This window comes from Streptomyces pseudoechinosporeus (assembly GCF_054783935.1).
In genome coordinates, this window is sequence record NZ_BAAGPS010000025.1 from 61,519 (window position 1) to 82,038 (window position 20,520).

A 20,520-nucleotide genomic window follows, 5' to 3' on the forward strand; every position below is an offset into this window, starting at 1 on the left:
GGGTCGATTCTCCGAGTCGGGGGAGCACTGGGATGAGCCAGACACGTCGTACGGACGAGGGCCACGGACGGCTCGGCAGCACGCTGTCGGGGCTGGCCGTGGCCCTCGGCTGTGTGCTCTTCCTCGGAGGATTCGCATGGGGCGCGGTCGTCTACCAGCCGTACACCGTGCCGACGGACTCGATGTCGCCCACCATCGCGGCCGGCGACCGGATCCTCGCCGAGCGGATCGACGGCGGTGAGGTCCAGCGTGGCGACGTCGTCGTCTTCAAGCAGGCCAGCTGGGGCAACGTCCCCATGGTCAAGCGGGTCGTCGCGGTCGGCGGCGACACGGTCGCCTGCTGCACAGACGGCAAGCTGACCGTCAACGGCAAGAAGATCGAAGAACCGTATCTGGCCAAGGGCTCCGAGGCCGAGGCGAGCAAGATCCCGACCGTCACGGTTCCCGAGGGCCGGCTCTTCCTGCTCGGTGACGAGCGCGTCGGCTCCCTCGACTCGACCGCCCATCTCACGGAGGCCGGCAACGGTTCGGTGCCGCGCGGCTCGGTGGACGCGCGGGTCGACGCGGTGGTGTGGCCCATGAACGGGGTGCTGGACCGTGCCACCGGCTTCGAGACGCTCGGCGGCATCTCTCAGCCCGGGCCCCTGAGGCTGGTCCTCGCCGCGATCGTGGCGGGCGCGGTGCTTGTCCTCGGCGGGGCCGCGTACGGGCCGTTCGCCAAGCGGGCGGCACGGCGTCGGAGCGGTACGGCGGCCAAGGAGCAGGTCCTTGCCGGCTGAGGTGCCGGAGGAGCTCGGTGAGCTGCCGCCCGAGGGGCGGGAGGGGCTCGGTGAGCTGCGGAAAGTCGCTCGGGTGGTGCTTCTCGATCCGCGGGACCGCATCCTGCTGTTGTACGGCCACGAGCCCGGGGATCCGTCGGACAACTGGTGGTTCACTCCGGGCGGCGGCGTGGAAGGCGAGGAGACGCGCGAGGAAGCTGCTTTGCGGGAACTCGCGGAGGAGACCGGCATCACCGAGGTCGAGCTCGGCCCGGTGCTGTGGCGGCGGACGTGCTCGTTCCCGTTCGCAGGGCGCCGCTGGGACCAGGACGAGTGGTACTACCTGGCCCGTACGGCAAATACGCCCAGGGTGGTGCCCGAGGCGCTGGGCCTGACCGAGCTGGAACGGCGCAGTGTCGCCGGAGCACGCTGGTGGACGTGCCAGGAGCTTCTCCAGGCACATGAGACGGTGTATCCGACCAGACTCGCCGAGCTGCTGCGCAGGCTGCTCGACGAAGGGCCCCCGGCCGGCCCCGAGATCCTGGACACCGAAATCGTCTAGGGGCTCGCGGGGCTGGCGCACAATAGGGGGACGCACGGCTGAAGGGGAACATGCCATGAGCGCCGAGGACCTCGAGAAGTACGAGACCGAGATGGAGCTGAAGCTCTACCGGGAGTACCGCGATGTCGTCGGTCTGTTCAAATATGTGATCGAGACCGAACGGCGCTTCTACCTCACCAACGACTATGAGATGCAGGTCCACTCGGTCCAGGGCGAGGTGTTTTTCGAGGTGTCCATGGCGGATGCCTGGGTGTGGGACATGTACCGGCCTGCTCGTTTCGTGAAGCAGGTGCGGGTGCTCACGTTCAAAGATGTGAACATTGAGGAGTTGAACAAGAGCGACCTGGAGTTGCCGGGCAGCTGACCCGGAGCCGCCGGCGGCCGATGATCACCCGCAAGGGTGGCGACATTGTCCACAGATCCAGGGTTGTCCACCAAGATCCAATAGCTTGTTGAGCTGCCCTCATCGTTGGCGCCGGAGGTGGTGCCGACATGAACACACGCAATGCACGGGGCGCGCTCGGCAAGTACGGCGAAGACCTGGCCGCGCGGCGGCTGGGCGAGGCCGGAATGACGGTCCTGGAGCGCAACTGGCGCTGTGGCAGGACCGGTGAGATCGACATCGTGGCCCGGGACGGCGACGCGGTGGTCGTCTGCGAGGTCAAGACCCGCCGGGCCGGCGCCTTCGAGCACCCGATGGCCGCCATTACGCCCGTCAAGGCGGAGCGACTGCGGGGCCTGGCCGAGCGCTGGGTGCAGGAACATGGAGGGGCGCCACCCGGCGGCGTACGGATCGATGTCGTCGGCGTCCTTCTCCCCGACCGCGGTGCACCCGTCGTCGAGCATGTGCGGGGGGTGGCCTGATGGGATTCGCCCGTACGTGCTCGGTGGCGCTGGTCGGCGTAGAGGGCGTCGTCGTCGAGGTCCAGGCGGACCTGGAGCCGGGGATCGCGGCGTTCACGCTGGTGGGGCTGCCCGACAAGAGCCTGTCCGAGAGCAGGGACCGGGTCAGGGCGGCCGTGGTCAATTCCGGCGGCGAGTGGCCCCAGAAGAAGCTCACGGTGGGGCTCAGCCCGGCTTCGGTACCGAAAGGCGGCAGCGGGTTCGATCTTGCGGTCGCCTGCGCCGTACTGGGCGCCTCCGAACGGATCGATCCACGGGTGCTCCCCGACATCGTGATGATCGGGGAGCTGGGCCTGGACGGCCGGGTGCGGCCGGTACGGGGCGTACTGCCCGCAGTGCTGGCCGCGGCCGACGCCGGATACGAACAGGTGGTGGTGCCCGAGTGCGCTGCCGCCGAGGCCTCGCTGGTGCCCGGCGTCTCGGTGCTCGGCGTCCGCAGCCTGCGCCAGCTGATCGCCGTCCTCACGGACGAGCCGGTGCCCGACGAGGAACCGGACGAACAGGGACGCCCGGACCCGCTCCTCGCGGGCCTGCGCATGCCGGGCACGGGCGCTGCCACCGGCATGCACAGCATGGGCGCCGCGCAGCACGACCACGGCCATGACCTCGCCGATGTGGTCGGCCAGCTCTCGGCGCGGACGGCGGTGGAGATCGCCGCGGCCGGCGGTCACCATCTGTTTTTGGAAGGCCCGCCAGGTGCAGGCAAGACGATGCTTGCCGAGCGGCTGCCGACCATCCTGCCGCCGCTCGGCAGGCAGGAGTCGCTGGAAGTCACGGCGGTCCACTCCGTGGCGGGCCTGCTGCCACCGGGAAAGCCGCTGATCGATGTCCCGCCCTACTGCGCGCCCCACCACTCGGCGACGATGCAGTCGCTGGTCGGCGGCGGCCAGGGAGTCGCCCGGCCCGGCGCGGTGTCGCTGTCTCATCGAGGGGTGCTTTTTCTGGACGAGACTCCGGAGTTCAGCAGCCGGGCGCTGGATGCGCTGCGACAGCCCTTGGAGGCGGGACACGTCGTGATCGCGCGCACCGCAGGTGTCGTGCGCTTTCCGGCGAGATTCCTGATGGTGCTCGCGGCCAATCCCTGCCCCTGTGGCCGCTTCTCGCAGAAGGGTAACTCGTGCGAGTGCTCTACTCCGATGATCCGCCGCTACCAGGCCCGGCTCTCCGGGCCGCTGCTCGACCGGGTGGACCTCAGGGTCGAGGTGGACCGCGTCACGCGCTCCGCGCTGGTGGAGGCCGGTATGCGGGGCGAGTCCACCTCGACGGTCGCCGACCGGGTACGAGCGGCCAGGGAGCGCACGGCCGCCCGGCTGGCCGGCACACCGTGGCAGACGAACAGCGAGGTCCCGGGGCGCGAACTGCGCAGCCGGTGGTACGCGTCGATCGGCGCCATGGACGAGGCCGAACGGGGCTTGGAGCGCGGCCTCCTCACCGCCCGCGGTCTCGATCGCGTGCTCCGCGTCGCCTGGACCATCGCGGACCTCGTCGGCCACGACCGGCCCGATGCCACGGACGTCGCCCGAGCCCTACAACTGCGCACCGGGGTGCCTCGGGGAGCGCCGATGGTGATCGGAGCGATGTCGTGAGCGGGGGTGACGAGCACGTGAGCGGGGACGGCGAGCTGGAGAGCAGGGACGGCGAGCACGTGAGCGGGGGCGATGAGCGGCTCCACCGTGTTTTCCTCGCGCGCGTCATCGAACCTGGGGACGAGGTCTGCGGGCGCTGGCTCCGACGGCTCGGGGCCGGCGAGGTGGTGCGGCGCCTCTTCGGGCAAGGGGAACAACTGCCGGGGGTGACGGACAAACGGTGGGCGGGCCTGCGGGCCAGGGCCCAGCAGGCGGATCCGGAGCGGGACCTGGCGGTGGCGCGGGACATCGGGATGCGGTTCGTGTGTCCCGGGGACCCCGAGTGGTCGGCGCAGCTCGATGACCTGGGGGACGCGCGGCCCATCGGACTGTGGGTACGAGGACGGTCCAACCTGCGGATGTGGGCGCTGCGGTCCGTCGCGGTCGTGGGCGCCCGGGCCTGCACCGAGTACGGCGCTCATATGGCGGCCATCCTCGGCACGGGGCTCGCGGAGCGGGGCTGGGTCGTGGTGTCCGGGGGTGCGTACGGAATCGACGGTGCGACGCACCGCGGTGCGCTCGCGGCCGGCGGAGCCACCGTCGCCGTGCTCGCCTGCGGAGTCGACCAGCCCTACCCGCGCGGGCACACCCAGTTGATCACCAGGATCGCGGAACAGGGCTTGGTCGTAGGTGAGTTGCCACCTGGTGAGCACCCGACGCCGAGCAGATTCATCCTCCGCAACAGGGTCATCGCGGCGCTGACCCGCGGCACAGTGGTCGTCGAGGCGGCCTACCGCAGCGGGGCGCTGGTGACCGCGCGAGCCGCACAGCGGTTGGGGCGCTACACGATAGGGGTGCCGGGCCCCGCCACCAGCGGGCTCTCGGCCGGTGTGCACGAACTGCTGCGTGGGGACGCGGTGCTCGTCACCGACGCCGCCGAGATCTGCGAGCTGGTCGGCGACATGGGTGACCTGGCGCCGGACCGTCGTGGACCGGTGCTGCCGCGCGACCTCCTGGACCCGGACGCCCGCCGAGTGCTGGCCGCGCTGCCCGCCCGGGGGACCGCGTCGGCCGAGGAGATCGCCAGGGGTGCCGGGACGACGCAGGACGACGCGGTCGGGAGACTGTACGAACTCCGGTCACTTGGCTACGTCGAACGACACGGCGACGGCTGGAAGTTGACACGCGAGGCGATGCTCCCCGTCCACCCGGATCGAGGGCGGTGCTGACTCAACGTGTTCCCCCGTCCGGGCGACACCCCGATGTCCCTGGCAATTCCCGCAGTTGGTGCCTCGCGACGGTCACGTACGGCGACGGACGTGACCCTGAGGGGCACCCAGCGGAACGTATCTGCGCATGGCGGATCCCCCGCACTTCGCTCACTGCGACTCCCCAGTCACGCTACGCTCACGAGGATTCCGACTCAGACAAGCAACTCAGACAAGCACCTCGACTTCAGACCGACAGCTCACTCAGGCACCCCCTGTTCACGGCAGAACGGCACAAGACGACGAATGCCCCAGCACACCTCCGGGTCTGACCGGGCGGCTGCTCCCCCCGCTGCCCGCGGCGACGTGCGGCCGCCCGCGCCCTCGACGCTCGACGAGTTGTGGAGGTCGTACAAGGCGACGGGCGACGAGCGGTTGCGCGAGCAGCTGATCCTGCACTACTCGCCGCTGGTGAAGTACGTCGCGGGCCGGGTGAGTGTGGGGCTGCCGCCCAATGTGGAGCAGGCGGACTTCGTCTCGTCCGGGGTGTTCGGGCTGATCGACGCGATCGAGAAGTTCGACATCGAGCGGGAGATCAAGTTCGAGACGTACGCGATCACCCGGATCAGGGGCGCGATGATCGACGAACTGCGGGCTCTGGACTGGATTCCACGGTCCGTGCGGCAGAAGGCGCGCAATGTCGAGCGGGCCTACGCGACGCTGGAGGCGCGGCTGCGGCGCAGTCCCTCGGAGGGCGAGGTGGCCGACGAACTGGGCATCGGGGTGGACGAACTCCACGCCGTCTTCAGTCAGTTGTCGCTGGCGAACGTGGTGGCCCTGGAGGAGTTGCTGCACGTCGGGGGCGAGAGCGGTGACCGGCTGAGCCTGATGGACACGCTCGAGGACACCGCGGCCGACAACCCCGTGGAGGTCGCCGAGGACCGCGAGCTGCGGCGGTTTCTCGCACGGGCCATCAACACGCTGCCCGAGCGCGAGAAGACCGTGGTCACGCTGTACTACTACGAGGGCCTCACGCTCGCCGAGATCGGCAACGTACTCGGGGTGACCGAGAGCCGGGTCAGCCAGATCCACACGAAGTCGGTGCTCCAACTGCGGGCGAAGCTTGCAAGCTTTGGACGCTGACCGCCGCTGACGTCCGCCGACTTGGCTGACTCGCGCCTTCTGGTCCTCTCCGCTCGCTTTCCCTCCGCTCTCTTCCAAGGAGCCTTCATCAGACCCCGTCGTGCGGAGTGGCTCCCGTCGCGGGTGGTCCATCCGTAAAGTGGAGGCGTGCCAAGGATTCGAGCGGCCTCCGTGGCCGAGCACCGGTCGATGCAGCGAGCCGCCCTGTTGGACGCGGCACGATCACTGCTGTCGCAGGGTGGGACTGAGGCGCTGACGTTCCCCGCGCTCGCCGAGCGCACGGGACTCGCGCGGTCCTCCGTCTATGAGTACTTCCGCTCTCGGGCGGCCGTAGTCGAAGAACTCTGCGAGGTCGACTTCCCGGTATGGGCGGCCGAGGTCGAGGCGGCGATGTCGCAGGCCGAGACGCCCGAGGGCAAGGTCGAGGCGTATGTCCGCCAACAGCTCGCCCTGGTCGGCGACCGACGGCACCGGGCTGTGGTCGCCATCTCCGCGAGCGAACTCGACGCGGGCGCACGCGAAAAGATCCGCGCCGCGCATGGCGGCCTCGTCGCCATGATCGTGGAAGCGCTCGGGGACATGGGCCACGACCAGCCCCGTATGGCCGCCATGCTCCTGCAGGGCATCGTGGACGCGGCCGTACGGCGCATCGAGCTGGGCGCGGCCGAGGATCCGGGCGCCATCACCGATGCCGCTGTGGCGATGGCATTGCGGGGCGTACGGGGCTGAGGCCCTTCCGGCCAGGCTGACGCTTCGTCGGCTGGAACTGTGCTTGGCTCTGGCGCTTCGTCGGCTGGAGCTCGGCTCGTTGAAGTCGGCTGACTGGCGGATTAGTTCGCTCTCCGAGGGCTTCCCAGTCGGGTAGCCGGGGTCCGCTACCGAGCCCCGGCCCCTTCAGAACCGGACTGCTCCCCCTACGTCGGTGGCCCCTCCGGTACGCCGATGACCGGGAGCAGGCGTGAAGGGCCCCGGTGGAGTAGCCATGGGGGTAGCAGGGAGAGCGGGTCCAGGTAGATCTCGGCTCGGAGCAGGCCCCAGTGCAGGCAGGACGCCTGGCAGTGGGAGCCCGTGGGTTCCACGACGCCGACGATGTCCCCCGGCGCCACCTTGTCTCCCTTCTTCGCTGTCGCGCGTACCGGTTCGTATGTGGTGCGCAAGGGGGGATCGCCGGTGCTGTCGAGTTCGATCGAGACGACTCCGCGGCCCGCGACCCTGCCCGCGAAGGAGACACGGCCGGGGGCGACGGCGCGGACCGGTGTGCCTGGTGGCGCCGTTAGGTCCACGCCGCGGTGGCCCCGGCCGTACTCCGTCGTCGGCGGGTCCCAGCCGCGGGTCACCGGTGGACGTACCCCTACGGGCCAGGCGCGGCCGACAGCCGGGACCGGGGCATCGGCTCCCGGCGGTGCCGGACCGTCCGCGCCGCCGGGAGCCGATGCCCCGGCCGCGGGCAAGGCGATGCCGAGGGCGGTCACCGTCAGGCCCAACAGCAGCGCCAGCCACGTACGAAGACATCGCTGACATCGTCGACCTAGTTCTGCTCGCATGCGAGAACGCTCCCGCGGTCCGCGGGAAAAAGTGGATCATGGCCAGGATCTGTGGACTACTGGGCGGTTGTGGACAGCGGCGTCACCCGGTGCCTCGCCTGTCCCGTACACTTCTGGTGGCGATCCGGGTCACCGGGTCGACTTCGCACGCCCCGACACCGGGCCACCAAAAGCCGGTGTCAGCGCCCCTCGGTCCCTAGTGGCAGGCGCATCGCGGGCGTCAGGCGCGGGTGCCGTCCGGCACGCGCGGCACAACCGAGAACACCAAGGAGTACGGCCATGGCCGTCGTCACGATGCGGGAGCTGCTGGAAAGCGGCGTCCACTTCGGTCACCAGACCCGCCGTTGGAACCCGAAGATGAAGCGATTCATCTTCACGGAGCGCAACGGCATCTACATCATCGACCTGCTCCAGTCGCTGTCGTACATCGACCGCGCCTACGAGTTCGTCAAGGAGACCGTCGCCCACGGCGGCACGGTCATGTTCGTCGGGACGAAGAAGCAGGCGCAGGAGGCCATCGCCGAACAGGCCACCCGCGTCGGCATGCCCTACGTCAACCAGCGCTGGCTGGGCGGCATGCTCACCAACTTCTCGACCGTCTACAAGCGCCTGCAGCGCCTGAAGGAGCTCGAGCAGATCGACTTCGAGGACGTGGCCGCCTCCGGCCTCACCAAGAAGGAGCTGCTGGTCCTCTCCCGCGAGAAGGCCAAGCTGGAGAAGACCCTCGGTGGTATCCGCGAGATGCAGAAGGTGCCCAGCGCCGTCTGGATCGTGGACACCAAGAAGGAGCACATCGCGGTCGGCGAGGCCCGGAAGCTCAACATCCCGGTCGTCGCCATCCTCGACACCAACTGCGACCCCGACGAGGTCGACTACAAGATCCCGGGCAACGACGACGCGATCCGCTCCGTCACCCTGCTCACCCGTGTGATCGCCGACGCCGTCGCCGAGGGCCTCATCGCCCGCTCCGGTGCCGCCGCCGAGGCCAAGGGTGAGAAGGCCGCGGGCGAGCCGCTCGCCGAGTGGGAGCGCGACCTGCTCGAGGGCGGCGAGAAGAAGGCCGAGGAGGCCACCACCGAGGCTCCGGCCGCTGCCGAGGCCCCGGCCGCGGCTGAGGCTCCCGCCGAGGCGCCTGCTGAGGCTCCGGCCGCTGCTGAGGCCCCCGCCGCCGAGGCCGAGAAGCCGGCCGAGGCCGAGCAGGCCTGACCCCGGCGTCGTAGGCCTGACCTCAGCGTCACGGCTCAAGTGACGGCGGGCGGCGCCAGCGCGCCGCCCGTCGTTCACCCGTAGACCGTAGATCTTCGGTGGACGCCCGCCCGATCAGCGGCGGACGCCGACTTCGAGACTTCGAACTCCGAGAAGAGATTCACTGATCATGGCGAACTACACCGCCGCCGACGTCAAGAAGCTCCGCGAGCTCACCGGCGCCGGCATGATGGACTGCAAGAAGGCGCTCGACGAGGCCGACGGCAACGTCGACAAGGCCGTCGAGGCCCTGCGTATCAAGGGCCAGAAGGGCGTCGCCAAGCGCGAGGGCCGCTCTGCCGAGAACGGCGCCGTCGTCTCCGTGATCGCCGACGACAACACCTCCGGTGTCCTCGTCGAGCTGAAGTGCGAGACGGACTTCGTCGCCAAGGGCGAGAAGTTCCAGGCCGCCGCGAACGCGCTCGCCGCACACGTCGCCGCCACCTCCCCGGCCGACCTCGAGGCGCTGCTCGCCTCCGAGATCGAGCCCGGCAAGACGGTTCAGGCGTACGTCGACGAGGCCAACGCCAACCTGGGCGAGAAGATCGTCCTGGACCGCTTCGCCCAGTTCTCCGGCGAGTACGTCTCCGCGTACATGCACCGCACCATGCCCGACCTGCCCCCGCAGATCGGTGTCCTGGTGCAGCTGGACAAGCCGGACGCCGAGACCGCCAAGGGCATCGCCCAGCACATCGCCGCCTTCGCGCCCAAGTACCTCTCCCGTGAGGACGTTCCGGCCGAAGTCATCGAGAGCGAGCGTCGTGTCGCCGAGGAGACCACGCGTGCCGAGGGCAAGCCCGAGGCCGCCCTGCCGAAGATCGTCGAGGGTCGCGTCAACGCCTTCTTCAAGGACGCCACGCTCCTCGGCCAGCCGTACGCGCTCGACCAGAAGAAGTCCGTCCAGAAGGTCCTGGACGAGGCCGGTGTCACCCTGAAGCGCTTCGTGCGCATCAAGGTCGGCATCTGAGTCCGTGCCGCGATCCACGCGAGAGCCCGCTAGGGTCGACAGCAGTCGTCCTCGCACGTGGGCACGCGCGCGTGCGTGACGGACGACAGCAGATCTGACGAGGAGGCCATTGCCGCGCATGGGATGAGAACACCCACCGGCAATGGCCTCCTTCGTATGTGCGACACGTAAAAGAGGCGAGATCTCCATGACCACCACCAAGGCCGACAAGGACGACAAGAGCGATCACGGCAAAGGCGCGGGGCGCTTTCTGCTGAAGCTTTCCGGTGAGGCGTTCGCCGGTGGCGGGGGACTGGGCGTCGACCCCGACGTGGTGCACAAAATCGCCCGCGAGGTGGCCTCCGTTGTCCGCGGTGGTGCCCAGATCGCCGTCGTCATCGGCGGCGGCAACTTCTTCCGCGGTGCCGAGTTGCAGCAGCGCGGCATGGACCGGGCCCGCTCCGACTACATGGGCATGCTCGGTACGGTCATGAACTGCCTCGCCCTTCAGGACTTCCTGGAGAAGGAGGGCATCGACTCGCGCGTGCAGACCGCCATCACCATGGGGCAGGTCGCGGAGCCATACATCCCGCTGCGTGCCGTACGCCACCTGGAGAAGGGCCGTGTGGTCATCTTCGGCGCCGGTATGGGCATGCCGTACTTCTCCACCGACACCACCGCCGCCCAGCGGGCCCTGGAGATCGACGCCGAAGCCCTGCTGATGGGCAAGAACGGTGTGGACGGGGTCTACGACTCCGATCCGAAGACCAACCCCGAGGCCGTCAAGTTCGACTCGCTCAGCTATGGCGAGGTCATCACGCGGGACCTGAAGGTCGCCGACATGACGGCCATCACGCTCTGCCGGGACAACAAGCTGCCCATCCTGGTCTTCGAGCTTCTGGCGGAGGGCAATATCGCGCGGGCCGTCAAGGGTGAGAAGATCGGCACTCTCGTGGGTGACCAAGGCAGCCGGGCCTGACCGGGACTGTCCCCGCCAGGAGGACGGACCCTGACCGGGGGATGGACAATGTCCTGCCGGTCGGGAACCGTGCAGTAATAAGACGCGACGCAGCCGGCTGCCGACCCCGACCAGGAACAGCTGCCGGGCCTACTCAAGACACGCAGGAGCAAGTGGTGATCGAAGAGACCCTCCTCGAGGCCGAGGAGAAGATGGAGAAGGCCGTCGTGGTCGCCAAGGAGGACTTCGCCGCGATCCGCACCGGTCGTGCGCACCCGGCGATGTTCAACAAGATCGTGGCCGACTACTACGGCGCACTGACGCCGATCAACCAGCTGGCCTCGTTCTCGGTGCCGGAACCGCGTATGGCCGTGGTGACCCCGTTCGACAAGAGCGCGCTGCGCAACATCGAGCAGGCGATCCGCGACTCCGACCTGGGCGTCAACCCGAGCAACGACGGCAACATCATTCGGGTGGTGTTCCCCGAGCTGACGGAGGAGCGCCGCAGGGACTACATCAAGGTCGCCAAGACCAAGGCTGAGGACGCCAAGGTCTCGATCCGATCCGTGCGCCGCAAGGCCAAGGACGCCATCGACAAGATGATCAAGGATGGCGAGGTCGGCGAGGACGAGGGCCGCCGTGCGGAGAAGGAGCTCGACGACACCACCGCGAAGTACGTCGCCCAGGTGGACGAGCTGCTCAAGCACAAGGAATCAGAGCTGCTCGAGGTCTGATGAACGACTCTTCCTGGGGGGCGCCGCCGCAAGCCGGGTACTGGGGGCCGTCCGACCAGGGGCCTGTCCAGGGGGCTGCCCCGGCGGGTCCCGCGTACGACGCGCACAACGCCCAGCAGACTCGCCCCATGCCCATCGTGCCCGACGTACCCGCGCATGGCGGAGACCAGGATGACGAACGGGGGGCCGCTTTGACGGGTGGCCCCCTGTTCCGCGACGAGACGCCGTCGCACCGGGCCCCGTCGCACCACCAGCCCATGCCACAGGAGCCCATGTCCAGCGCCTCACAGCCGGCGTCCGCACCGCAGAAGAAGAACGCGGGCCGCGACCTGGGCGCTGCCATAGGGGTCGGCGTCGCGCTCGGTGCGGTGATCGTCGTGTCGTTGTTCGTTGTCAAGGCCGTCTTCGTCGGCGTCATAGCGGTCGCCGTCGTGGTCGGCCTGTGGGAGCTGACCTCGCGGCTCCAGGAGCGCAAGAGCATCAAGGCGCCCCTCGTGCCGCTCGCGCTCGGCGGTGCGGCGATGGTCGTCGCCGGATACGTACGGGGTGCCGAGGGCGCCTGGGTGGCGATGGCGCTCACCGCTCTCGCGGTCCTCGTCTGGCGCATGACGGAACCACCCGAGGGTTACCTCAAGGACGTCACGGCGGGCGTTTTCGCGGCCTTCTACATCCCGTTCCTGGCCACGTTCGTGGCGATGATGCTCACCGCCGACGACGGTGCGTGGCGGGTCCTCACGTTCCTGGCGCTGGCCGTGGTGAGTGACACGGGCGCGTACGCCATCGGCTGGCGCTTCGGCACGCACAAGCTCGCCCCGCGCATCAGCCCCGGCAAGACCCGCGAGGGCCTGCTCGGTGCGGTCACCTTCGCCATGGCGGCAGGCGCACTGTTCATGCAGTTCCTGATCGAGGACGGCACCTGGTGGCAGGGCCTGCTCATGGGCTTCGCGGTCGCGGTCACCGCCACCCTGGGCGACCTCGGCGAGTCCATGATCAAGCGGGACCTCGGCATCAAGGACATGGGGACGCTGCTGCCGGGCCACGGCGGCATCATGGATCGCTTGGATTCGCTGCTGCCTACGGCGCCGGTGGTGTGGCTGTTGCTGGTGATCTTCGTCGGCTCCGGGTGACCTTTGTGTATCGCCGCTGACCTGCACGTTCATACGTGAGGGGCTCGTTGTCCACAGGTGGCGAGCCCCTCTTCGTATGTCTGCGACACTTGTATGGCCATGCCTAAGCCCGGAGAACTCGTATTCGCCGCCCCCCGCGGAGCCAAGAAGCCGCCGCGGCACCTTGCCGATCTCTCGCCCGCCGAGCGCAAGGAAGCCGTCGCCGCGATCGGCGAGAAGCCGTTTCGTGCCAAGCAGCTCTCGCAGCACTACTTCGCGCGGTACGCGCATGATCCGGAGCAGTGGACCGACATCCCCGCCGGTTCGCGCGCCAAGCTCCAGGAGGCGCTGCTTCCCGAGCTGATGACGGTCGTGCGGCATCTGTCGACCGACCAGGACACGACCCGTAAGACCCTGTGGCGAATGTTCGACGGGACGCTCGTCGAGTCCGTGCTGATGCGATACCCGGACCGGGTCACCATGTGCATCAGTTCGCAGGCGGGCTGCGGCATGAACTGCCCCTTCTGTGCCACCGGACAGGCCGGCCTCGACCGGAATCTGTCGACCGCCGAGATCGTGCACCAGATCGTCGACGGCATGCGCGCCCTGCGTGACGGCGAGATCCCCGGTGGCCCCGCCCGGCTCAGCAACATCGTCTTCATGGGCATGGGCGAGCCCCTCGCCAACTACAAGCGCGTCGTCGGGGCGATACGGGCGCTCACCGACCCCGAGCCGGACGGGCTCGGGCTGTCGCAGCGCGGCATCACCGTGTCGACCGTCGGACTGGTCCCCGCCATCCACCGGTTCGCCGACGAGGGCTTCAAGTGCCGGCTCGCCATCTCGCTGCACGCGCCGGACGACGAGCTGCGCGACACCCTCGTGCCTGTCAACACACGCTGGAAGGTGCGGGAAGTCCTCGACGCCGGCTGGGAGTACGCGGCCAGGTCCGGGCGCCGGCTGTCCATCGAGTACGCGCTGATCCGGGACATCAACGACCAGGCGTGGCGCGGCGATCGGCTCGGCCGGCTGCTCAAGGGCAAGCCCGTGCACGTCAACCTGATCCCGCTGAACCCGACGCCCGGCTCCAAGTGGACCGCCTCGCGGCCCGAGGACGAGAAGGCGTTCGTCGAGGCGATCGCCGCGCACGGGGTGCCGGTCACCGTCCGGGACACCCGTGGACAGGAGATCGACGGGGCCTGCGGGCAGCTCGCGGCCACCGAGCGCTGACGGGAGTCATGGCACGGGCTGATCACAGCGTCCGCCGAGCGGTGGGCACGGGCGGATAAGGCGGTACTCTGACCTCCGTACACACCTTCATACCTGCAAAATCCGACAGGGGAGCGCCACAGCGCTGAGAGTGCGGCACGGCCGCAGACCCTCTGAACCTCGCCCAGGTCATTCTGGGTAGGAAGTTCGGTCTTCACTCGAGCCAGCTGTTGCGCCCTGCCCGGGAGCCTCGGGAGTTCTCCGAGAGTGCCGGGCAGGGCCGCGTCTCTTCTGGTCATCCCCAGGAGGGATCCAGTGAGCACCACCAAGAAGTTCGTGGCCGTGGCCGTCGGGCTCGGTCTGGTCACGCTGTCCGCTTGCACGTCGTCCGACTCCGGCTCCGGGGACGGGGAAGGGGCCTCGGAGTCCAAGACCGTCACCCTCGTCAGCCATGACTCGTGGGCGGCGTCCAAGAGCGTGATCAGCGACTTCGAGAAGCAGTCCGGCTACCAGGTGAAGGTCCTCAAGGACGGGGACGCAGGCCAGGCCCTCAACAAGGCGATCCTCACCAAGGACAACCCGCAGGGCGATGTCCTCTTCGGCGTCGACAACACCCTGCTGTCCCGGGCGTTCGACAACGACCTGTTCCAGGCGTACGAGGCCAAGGACTCCGATCTGCTGCCCCCGGAGTACCGGATCGACAAGCAGAAGAAGCGGGCCACGCCCATCGACTTCGGCGACATCTGCGTCAACTACGACAAGGCCTACTTCGAAGAGAACGACCTGACCCCGCCGGAGTCCTTCGACGACCTCGTCAAGCCCGAGTACAAGGACCTCCTCGTCACCGAGAACGCCTCCACCTCCTCGCCCGGCCTCGGCTTCCTGCTGGGCACCGCCGCAAAATACGGCGACGACGGCTGGCAGGACTACTGGACGAAGCTCAAGGCCAACGGCGTGAAGGTCGTCGACGGCTGGGAGCAGGCCTACAACGAGGAGTTCTCCGGGTCCGCCGGCGGCAAGAAGGCGAAGGGGGACCGGCCGCTCGTCGTCTCCTACGCCTCCTCTCCGCCCGCCGAGGTCGTCTTCGCCGACCCCAAGCCGGACACCGCACCGACCGGCGTCGCCTACGGCACCTGCTTCCGGCAGGTCGAGTACGCGGGACTGCTCAGCAACGCCAAGAACGCCAAGGGCGGCAAGGCCCTCATCGACTTCCTCATCTCGATGAAGTTCCAGGCCGACATGCCGCTCAACATGTTCGTGTACCCGATGCGCGAGGACGCGCAGATCCCCGAGGAGATCACGAAGTACGGCGCCCCGGCGGAGGACTACGAGACCATGGCGCCCAAGGAGATCGCCAAGAACCGTGACCAGTGGGTCAAGTCGTGGACGTCGCTCGTACTGAAGTAAGGGCCGGACGCCCCAGGACACCGGCTCCCGGGAAGAGCGCGGCGCGGCTCGCCCTGCTGGTCGTGCCCGTCGTGTTCTTCGCGCTCTTCTTCGCCTACCCCGTCGCGGCGATCGTGGCCCGTGGCCTCAAGGTCGACGGGGCCTGGCAGTTGGGGCGGGTCGGTGAGGTGCTCGCCCAGTCCGACATCCGGCATGTCCTGTGGTTCACGACCTGGCAGGCGCTTGTCTCGACTGCTCTCACACTGCTGATCGCGCTCCCCGGCGCATACGTTTTCGCGCGCTTCGATTTCAGGGGCAAGCAGATCCTGCGCGCGGTCGTCACCGTCCCGTTCGTCCTGCCGACGGTCGTCGTCGGGACCGCCTTCCTGGCGCTGGTCGGGCGCGGTGGACTTCTCGACGAGCTGTGGGGCGTACGCCTCGACACCACCGTCTGGGCCATCCTGCTCGCGCACGTCTTCTTCAACTACGCCGTCGTCGTACGCACCGTCGGCGGCCTCTGGTCACAACTCGACCCGCGTCAGGAGGAGGCCGCACGGGTGCTCGGCGCCTCACGGTTCGCGGCCTGGCGCAAGGTCACGCTGCCCGCGCTGAGCCCGGCCGTGGCCGCCGCCGCGCTGATGGTCTTCCTCTTCACCTTCACCTCCTTCGGCGTGGTGCAGATCCTCGGCGGGCCCACCTTCGCCACCCTCGAGGTCGAGATATACCGGCAGACCTCGGAGATCTTCGACCTCTCAACAGCCGCCGTGCTCACCATGATCCAGTTCGTGGCGGTGGGGGCGATTCTCGCCGTCCACGCGTGGACCGTACGCCGCCGGGAGACGGCCCTGCGCCTGGTCGACGCCTCCGTGACCGCGCGACGGCCGCGCGGCGCCGGCCAGTGGGCGCTGCTCGTCTCCGTCCTCACCACCGTGGCCGTCCTGCTCGTACTGCCACTGGCCGTGCTGGTCCAACGCTCGCTGGACGCACCCGGATTCGCGTACTACAAGGCGTTGACCGACGACGACAGCGGCGTCTTCCTCGTCCCGCCCATCGAGGCCATCGGCAATTCACTCCAGTACGCCCTCGCCGCCACCGCCCTCGCCCTGCTGATCGGCGGACTCGCGGCAGCCGCCCTCACCCGCCGGGACGCCGGTCGTCTCGTACGGGGCTTCGACGCCCTGCTCATGCTCCCGCTCGGCGTCTCCGCCGTGACCGTCGGCTTCGGTTTCCTGATCGCGCTCGACGAGCCGCCGCTGGACCTCAGAAGCAGCTGGATTCTGGTGCCGCTGGCCCAGGCGCTGGTCGGCGTCCCCTTCGTCGTACGCACCATGCTGCCCGTCCTGCGAGCCGTGGACGTACGGCTGCGCGAGGCGGCGGCCGTGCTCGGGGCCTCGCCGTGGCGGGTGTGGCGCGAGGTCGATCTGCCGATGGTGCGGCGGGCCCTGCTGATCGCGGCCGGGTTCGCCTTCGCCGTGTCGCTCGGCGAGTTCGGCGCGACCGTCTTCATCGCGCGGCCCGACAACCCGACGCTGCCGGTCGCCGTGGCCCGACTCCTGGGGCGTGCGGGCGAGCTCAACTACGGTCAGGCGATGGCCCTTTCGACGATCTTGATGGTGGTGTGCGCGGTGGCGCTGCTCCTGCTCGAACGTGTCCGCACCGACCGCACGGGAGAGTTCTGACGATGCTCAAGCGGGATGCGAAGCTCAGGCCCGACGCGATGCTCACGCTCGATGAAGCGACCGTACGGTTCGGGCGGCGCACCGCCCTCGACGCCGTCGGCCTCGACGTCGCCGAGCACGAGATCGTGTGCGTGCTCGGGCCCAGCGGCAGCGGCAAGTCGACGCTGCTGCGAGTCGTCGCGGGTCTGCAACACCTCGACTCCGGGCGGGTGTTCCTGGACGGCCGGGACCTCGGCGGGGTCCCCGCGCACAAGCGGGGCGTCGGCCTGATGTTCCAGGACCACCAGCTGTTCCCGCAGCGTGACGTGGGCGGCAATGTGGCCTTCGGGCTACGGATGCACGGTGCGTCGAAGGCACAACAGGACGTACGAGTACGGGAGTTGCTGGAGCTTGTCGGCCTGCCGGGAGCCGCTTCGAGGGCCATCGCCTCCCTCTCCGGAGGCGAGCAGCAGCGTGTAGCGCTCGCCCGTGCCCTCGCCCCGCGCCCCCGCCTGCTCATGCTCGACGAACCGCTCGGCCAGCTCGACCGCTCCCTGCGCGAGCGGCTTGTCGTCGAACTCCGGGAACTCTTCGGCGAGTTGGGCACCACCGTGCTGGCGGTCACCCATGACCAGGGCGAGGCGTTCGCGCTCGCCGACCGCGTCGTCGTAATGCGCGACGGCAGAATCGCCCAGTCCGGTACGCCACTCGAGGTGTGGCAGCGGCCGGCGGACGAGTTCGTGGCCCGCTTCCTCGGCTTCGAGAACGTGGTCGGAGCGAGCGTCAGCGGGGAGGCCGCGGACACGCCGTGGGGCAAGGTTCCGGTGCCCGCCGGTGCCCCGCAGGGCGAGGTCACGCTGCTCATCAGGCCCGCGGGCGTACGGCTCGTACCGTCGGCGGAGGGGCTGCGCTGCACGGTCGCGGCGCGCACGTTCCGGGGCACCCATGTCGCCGTACATCTGCAGCCGGAGGGCGCACCGCGACTGGAGGCGGCGTGCGCGCTGCGGGATGCGCCGGAGCCAGGGGGCGAGGTCGGAGTGGCGTTCGACGCCGCCGAAATTGTGGTGCTCGACGGGGTGCCGTCAACCTAGGGTGCCGACCATGACGCTACCCGGACACGACCTCGGACATGATCGCTACTGCGACGAAATCGTCGCGCAGACCGCGCTGTTGAGGGAGCACCTGAGCGGCGCCGATCTCGCGGTGACCGTCCCGACCTGCCCGGAGTGGACGCTGCGGGAGCTCGCCGTGCATGTGGGCGGCGCACACCGCTGGGTCGAGCACATCGTGCGTACGAGGGCGACCGACGAGGTCCAGGAGTCGCAGGTGTCCGGCTTCGAGGGGCCGTACGAAGACGATGCCACCGATCCCGCCGCCCTCGACGCCTGGCTGGCCGAGGGTGCCGAGAAGACCGCCGCGACCCTGCGCGCCGCCGGGCCCGATGCCACGGCCTGGGCCTGGGCCTGGGAGCGGACGGCCGGTTTCTGGGCGCGGCGCATGACGCTGGAGACGGTGATCCACCGGGCGGACGCGGCGATCGCGGCGGGTGCGCGCTACGAGGTCGCGCCGGAGCTGGCCGCCGACGCGATCGACGAGTGGCTGCAGATCATCCGGTTCGTGCAGGAGACGGAGCCCGACGACCCCGCGGCGCGGGAACTGCGTGGGGAGGGCCGCAGCATCCACCTCCACGCCACCGACACCGAGCCCGGCCTGAACGCCGAGTGGATCATCGAGTTCGGCGACAAGGGCGTCGACTGGCGCCGCGGCCACGAGAAGGCGACGGTCGCACTGCGCGGGCCGCTCACCGACGTACTGCTCGGTTTCTATCGCCGACTCCCGCTGGAGGACGGGCAGTTGGAGGTCCTGGGAGAGCGGGAGCTGCTGGAGTTCTGGCTGGAGCGGGCCACGTTCGGATGACAGTTGCGGCCCGCCCTGTCCCTTGGCTTCAGCCGACGTTTGCCCGCGCCAGCCGGACCAGCGCCTCCGGTGCTTCCTCGACCCGGTCCACGAGGGCGATCCGCGGCTCCATCGAACGGTTTCTGGCCAGCGACTGGAGCAGCGGCCAGACCGGCAGCCGCTCGGTCCAGTGGACGCGGTCGACCAGGACCATGGGAGTGGGCTCGCCGCGCGATTCGTAGTAGTTCGGCGTCGCGTTGTCGAAGACCTCCTGTACGGTCCCGGCGGCGCCCGGCAGGAAGACGACGCCCGCGTTCGAGCGGGCCAGCAGCCCGTCCTCGCGGGTGGCGTTGGCGAAGTACTTGGCGATGTGGGAGGCGAAGGCGTTCGGCGGCTCATGGCCGTAGAACCAGGTGGGGATCCCGACCGAGTGGTTGCCCTTCGGCCAGCGCTCGCGCACCTCGAAGGCGGACCGTGCCCATTCGGTGATCGAGGGAGTGAACGAGGGCGCCTTGCCGAGGAGTTGGCAGGCCTCCTGAAGCATCGCGTCGTCGTACGGCGCCGCGTACGCGCCCAGGTTCGCCGCCTCCATGGCGCCCGGGCCGCCGCCCGTCGCCACCGTGAAGCCGGCGCGGGCCAGCGCGCGCCCGAGCCGCGCGGCGCCCTCGTACGCCTCCGTTCCGCGGGCCATCGCGTGGCCACCCATCACGCCCACCACCCGCGTCCCGCGCAGGAGTTCGTCGAGGGCGTCGGAGACGGAGTCGTCGTGGACGGCGCGCAGCATCGATGCGTAGATGTCGCCGTCGGCCTTGGTCTGCTGGAACCAGGCGTAGGCGAGGGCGTCCGGCGTCTGCTCGTAGCCCTTGTCGAGCAAGGCGAACAGTTCGGCGGGCGTGTAGACATGACCGCGGTACGGATCGAACGGCAGGTCAGGGACGGGCGGGAAGACCAAGGCGCCGACGGCGCGGACCTTCGCCGCCGCCTCCTCCCGCATCGGGCAACCGAGGAAGACGGCCCCCGCGGTGTCGGTGGTGAGCAACTCCCGCGTACGGTCCGTCAGATCAACGGCCTGGACGCGGAATCCGGCGAGAGTGCCGCGAGCGGAGACGATCGCGTCGAACTCTTCGAGGGTCTCGATCTCGCTGTCTTCGTGGTGGGCCGCATGGGCGGGCATAGTCTGCACCCGCCCATGCTAGGAGTGGCCGCGTAAGCAACGCGTTGCGCCCTGGACCTCAGCCCTCGACGGCCGCCGGGTCCATCCACATGATCTCCCAGGTGTGGCCGTCCGGGTCGTCGAAGGAGCGGCCGTACATCTGGCCGTAGTCCTGGGGCTCGCGGGTCTCGGTGCCGCCCGCGGCGACGGCCTTGTCGACCAGCTCGTCGACCTTCTCGCGGCTCTCGGCGCTCAGGCACAGCAGCACCTCGCTGGTCTTCGTCGAGTCCGCGATCTCCTTCTTCGTGAAGTCCGCGTAGCGCTGCTTCTTCATGATCATCGCGACGATCGTGTCGCTGATGACGATGCTCGCGCAGTTCTCGTCGGAGAACTGCTTGTTGATTTCGTAGCCGAGCTCCGTGAAGAACTTCTTCGAGGCGTCGAGGTCGTTCACGGCGAGGTTCACGAAGATCATCTGCTGGTACATGGCGGTCTCTCCCCTTTTGTGCGGTGAAGTGTTGTTCGCAGGGTTAGACCAGAGGCTCTCGG

Annotated in this window: 21 protein-coding genes; 18 read left to right on the forward strand and 3 right to left on the reverse strand. The window is 69.1% G+C overall.

Features of this window, described 5'->3' with window-relative positions:
- Positions 1-32: 32 nt before the first annotated feature.
- From lepB to ACYVO6_RS27310, 8 genes are all read left to right on the forward strand, one after another.
- Positions 33-779 (forward strand): signal peptidase I, encoded by a 747-nt coding sequence (gene lepB / locus ACYVO6_RS27275; protein ID WP_461065587.1) that lies wholly within the window; start codon positions 33-35, stop codon positions 777-779.
- Between the two features lies 1 nt (position 780).
- Complete coding sequence (locus tag ACYVO6_RS27280; RefSeq protein WP_461065688.1) at positions 781-1,320, forward strand: NUDIX hydrolase; 540 nt, start codon at positions 781-783, stop codon at positions 1,318-1,320.
- Positions 1,321-1,375: 55 nt separating this feature from the next.
- Positions 1,376-1,684, forward strand: coding sequence for a DUF2469 domain-containing protein (locus tag ACYVO6_RS27285; RefSeq protein ID WP_005311352.1), 309 nt, complete (start codon positions 1,376-1,378; stop codon positions 1,682-1,684).
- A gap of 128 nt (positions 1,685-1,812) precedes the next feature.
- On the forward strand, positions 1,813-2,184 hold the full coding sequence (locus ACYVO6_RS27290) for a YraN family protein (RefSeq protein WP_461065589.1): 372 nt from the start codon (positions 1,813-1,815) through the stop codon (positions 2,182-2,184).
- Positions 2,184-3,809 (forward strand): YifB family Mg chelatase-like AAA ATPase, encoded by a 1,626-nt coding sequence (locus ACYVO6_RS27295; RefSeq protein ID WP_461065591.1) that lies wholly within the window; start codon positions 2,184-2,186, stop codon positions 3,807-3,809. Before ACYVO6_RS27290 ends, ACYVO6_RS27295 begins: the two co-directional genes overlap by 1 nt.
- A 59-nt stretch (positions 3,810-3,868) precedes the next feature.
- Entirely contained in the window at positions 3,869-5,017 is a 1,149-nt protein-coding gene (gene dprA, locus ACYVO6_RS27300) for a DNA-processing protein DprA (protein ID WP_461065690.1), read from the forward strand.
- A gap of 285 nt (positions 5,018-5,302) precedes the next feature.
- Positions 5,303-6,139, forward strand: coding sequence for an RNA polymerase sigma factor WhiG (whiG, locus tag ACYVO6_RS27305; RefSeq protein WP_461065593.1), 837 nt, complete (start codon positions 5,303-5,305; stop codon positions 6,137-6,139).
- A 171-nt stretch (positions 6,140-6,310) separates the two neighbouring features.
- Complete coding sequence (locus tag ACYVO6_RS27310; protein ID WP_461065692.1) at positions 6,311-6,868, forward strand: TetR/AcrR family transcriptional regulator; 558 nt, start codon at positions 6,311-6,313, stop codon at positions 6,866-6,868.
- Between the two features lie 185 nt (positions 6,869-7,053).
- Here the strand turns inward: ACYVO6_RS27310 and ACYVO6_RS27315 are convergent, their stop codons facing one another.
- Positions 7,054-7,683, reverse strand: coding sequence for a M23 family metallopeptidase (locus ACYVO6_RS27315; RefSeq protein WP_461065595.1), 630 nt, complete (start codon positions 7,681-7,683; stop codon positions 7,054-7,056).
- 279 nt (positions 7,684-7,962) lie between these two features.
- Here ACYVO6_RS27315 and rpsB point away from each other — a divergent pair, with 279 nt between their 5' ends.
- The 10 genes from rpsB (at position 7,963) to ACYVO6_RS27365 (ending at position 18,839) form a co-directional block, all read left to right on the forward strand.
- Positions 7,963-8,889 carry a 30S ribosomal protein S2 gene (gene rpsB / locus ACYVO6_RS27320; RefSeq protein ID WP_461065597.1) on the forward strand — a complete coding sequence of 309 codons (927 nt, stop codon included), beginning with the start codon at positions 7,963-7,965 and terminating at the stop codon, positions 8,887-8,889.
- 169 nt (positions 8,890-9,058) lie between these two features.
- Positions 9,059-9,895, forward strand: a complete 837-nt coding sequence (gene tsf, locus ACYVO6_RS27325) for a translation elongation factor Ts (RefSeq protein ID WP_461065599.1) — start codon at positions 9,059-9,061, stop codon at positions 9,893-9,895.
- A gap of 187 nt (positions 9,896-10,082) precedes the next feature.
- Positions 10,083-10,853 carry a UMP kinase gene (gene pyrH / locus ACYVO6_RS27330; RefSeq protein WP_352367963.1) on the forward strand — a complete coding sequence of 257 codons (771 nt, stop codon included), beginning with the start codon at positions 10,083-10,085 and terminating at the stop codon, positions 10,851-10,853.
- Between the two features lie 155 nt (positions 10,854-11,008).
- Positions 11,009-11,566 carry a ribosome recycling factor gene (frr, locus tag ACYVO6_RS27335; RefSeq protein WP_461065601.1) on the forward strand — a complete coding sequence of 186 codons (558 nt, stop codon included), beginning with the start codon at positions 11,009-11,011 and terminating at the stop codon, positions 11,564-11,566.
- A complete protein-coding gene (locus ACYVO6_RS27340) occupies positions 11,566-12,693 on the forward strand; it encodes a phosphatidate cytidylyltransferase (protein WP_461065603.1) in 1,128 nt (375 codons plus the stop codon). The genes frr and ACYVO6_RS27340 overlap by 1 nt, the downstream gene beginning before the upstream one ends.
- Before the next feature lie 99 nt (positions 12,694-12,792).
- Complete coding sequence (gene rlmN, locus ACYVO6_RS27345) at positions 12,793-13,899, forward strand: dual-specificity RNA methyltransferase RlmN (RefSeq protein ID WP_461065605.1); 1,107 nt, start codon at positions 12,793-12,795, stop codon at positions 13,897-13,899.
- Positions 13,900-14,193: 294 nt separating this feature from the next.
- Positions 14,194-15,285, forward strand: a complete 1,092-nt coding sequence (locus tag ACYVO6_RS27350) for a thiamine ABC transporter substrate-binding protein (protein WP_461065607.1) — start codon at positions 14,194-14,196, stop codon at positions 15,283-15,285.
- Positions 15,261-16,943 carry an ABC transporter permease gene (locus ACYVO6_RS27355; protein ID WP_461065609.1) on the forward strand — a complete coding sequence of 561 codons (1,683 nt, stop codon included), beginning with the start codon at positions 15,261-15,263 and terminating at the stop codon, positions 16,941-16,943. The genes ACYVO6_RS27350 and ACYVO6_RS27355 overlap by 25 nt, the downstream gene beginning before the upstream one ends.
- 38 nt (positions 16,944-16,981) lie before the next feature.
- Positions 16,982-18,013, forward strand: coding sequence for an ABC transporter ATP-binding protein (locus ACYVO6_RS27360; protein ID WP_461065693.1), 1,032 nt, complete (start codon positions 16,982-16,984; stop codon positions 18,011-18,013).
- Between the two features lie 10 nt (positions 18,014-18,023).
- A complete protein-coding gene (locus tag ACYVO6_RS27365) occupies positions 18,024-18,839 on the forward strand; it encodes a maleylpyruvate isomerase family mycothiol-dependent enzyme (protein WP_461065611.1) in 816 nt (271 codons plus the stop codon).
- Between the two features lie 28 nt (positions 18,840-18,867).
- Here ACYVO6_RS27365 and ACYVO6_RS27370 read toward each other — a convergent pair whose 3' ends face one another.
- Both ACYVO6_RS27370 and ACYVO6_RS27375 read right to left on the reverse strand, forming a co-directional pair.
- Positions 18,868-20,001 carry an LOG family protein gene (locus tag ACYVO6_RS27370; RefSeq protein WP_461065613.1) on the reverse strand — a complete coding sequence of 378 codons (1,134 nt, stop codon included), beginning with the start codon at positions 19,999-20,001 and terminating at the stop codon, positions 18,868-18,870.
- Between the two features lie 49 nt (positions 20,002-20,050).
- The gene (locus tag ACYVO6_RS27375) at positions 20,051-20,458 is read right to left on the reverse strand and encodes a VOC family protein (RefSeq protein WP_461065615.1); all 408 of its coding nucleotides are present in this window, start codon (positions 20,456-20,458) and stop codon (positions 20,051-20,053) included.
- Between the last annotated feature and the right edge of the window lie 62 nt (positions 20,459-20,520).

Coding starts and splice junctions, on each gene's coding strand:
- lepB (WP_461065587.1), top strand. CDS start 33: ATGAGCCAGACACGTCGTACGGACGAGGGCCACGGACGGCTCGGCAGC.
- ACYVO6_RS27285 (WP_005311352.1), top strand. CDS start 1,376: ATGAGCGCCGAGGACCTCGAGAAGTACGAGACCGAGATGGAGCTGAAG.
- ACYVO6_RS27290 (WP_461065589.1), top strand. CDS start 1,813: ATGAACACACGCAATGCACGGGGCGCGCTCGGCAAGTACGGCGAAGAC.
- ACYVO6_RS27295 (WP_461065591.1), top strand. CDS start 2,184: ATGGGATTCGCCCGTACGTGCTCGGTGGCGCTGGTCGGCGTAGAGGGC.
- whiG (WP_461065593.1), top strand. CDS start 5,303: ATGCCCCAGCACACCTCCGGGTCTGACCGGGCGGCTGCTCCCCCCGCT.
- ACYVO6_RS27315 (WP_461065595.1), bottom strand. CDS start 7,683: ATGCGAGCAGAACTAGGTCGACGATGTCAGCGATGTCTTCGTACGTGG.
- rpsB (WP_461065597.1), top strand. CDS start 7,963: ATGGCCGTCGTCACGATGCGGGAGCTGCTGGAAAGCGGCGTCCACTTC.
- tsf (WP_461065599.1), top strand. CDS start 9,059: ATGGCGAACTACACCGCCGCCGACGTCAAGAAGCTCCGCGAGCTCACC.
- pyrH (WP_352367963.1), top strand. CDS start 10,083: ATGACCACCACCAAGGCCGACAAGGACGACAAGAGCGATCACGGCAAA.
- ACYVO6_RS27340 (WP_461065603.1), top strand. CDS start 11,566: ATGAACGACTCTTCCTGGGGGGCGCCGCCGCAAGCCGGGTACTGGGGG.
- rlmN (WP_461065605.1), top strand. CDS start 12,793: ATGCCTAAGCCCGGAGAACTCGTATTCGCCGCCCCCCGCGGAGCCAAG.
- ACYVO6_RS27360 (WP_461065693.1), top strand. CDS start 16,982: ATGCTCACGCTCGATGAAGCGACCGTACGGTTCGGGCGGCGCACCGCC.
- ACYVO6_RS27365 (WP_461065611.1), top strand. CDS start 18,024: ATGACGCTACCCGGACACGACCTCGGACATGATCGCTACTGCGACGAA.
- ACYVO6_RS27375 (WP_461065615.1), bottom strand. CDS start 20,458: ATGTACCAGCAGATGATCTTCGTGAACCTCGCCGTGAACGACCTCGAC.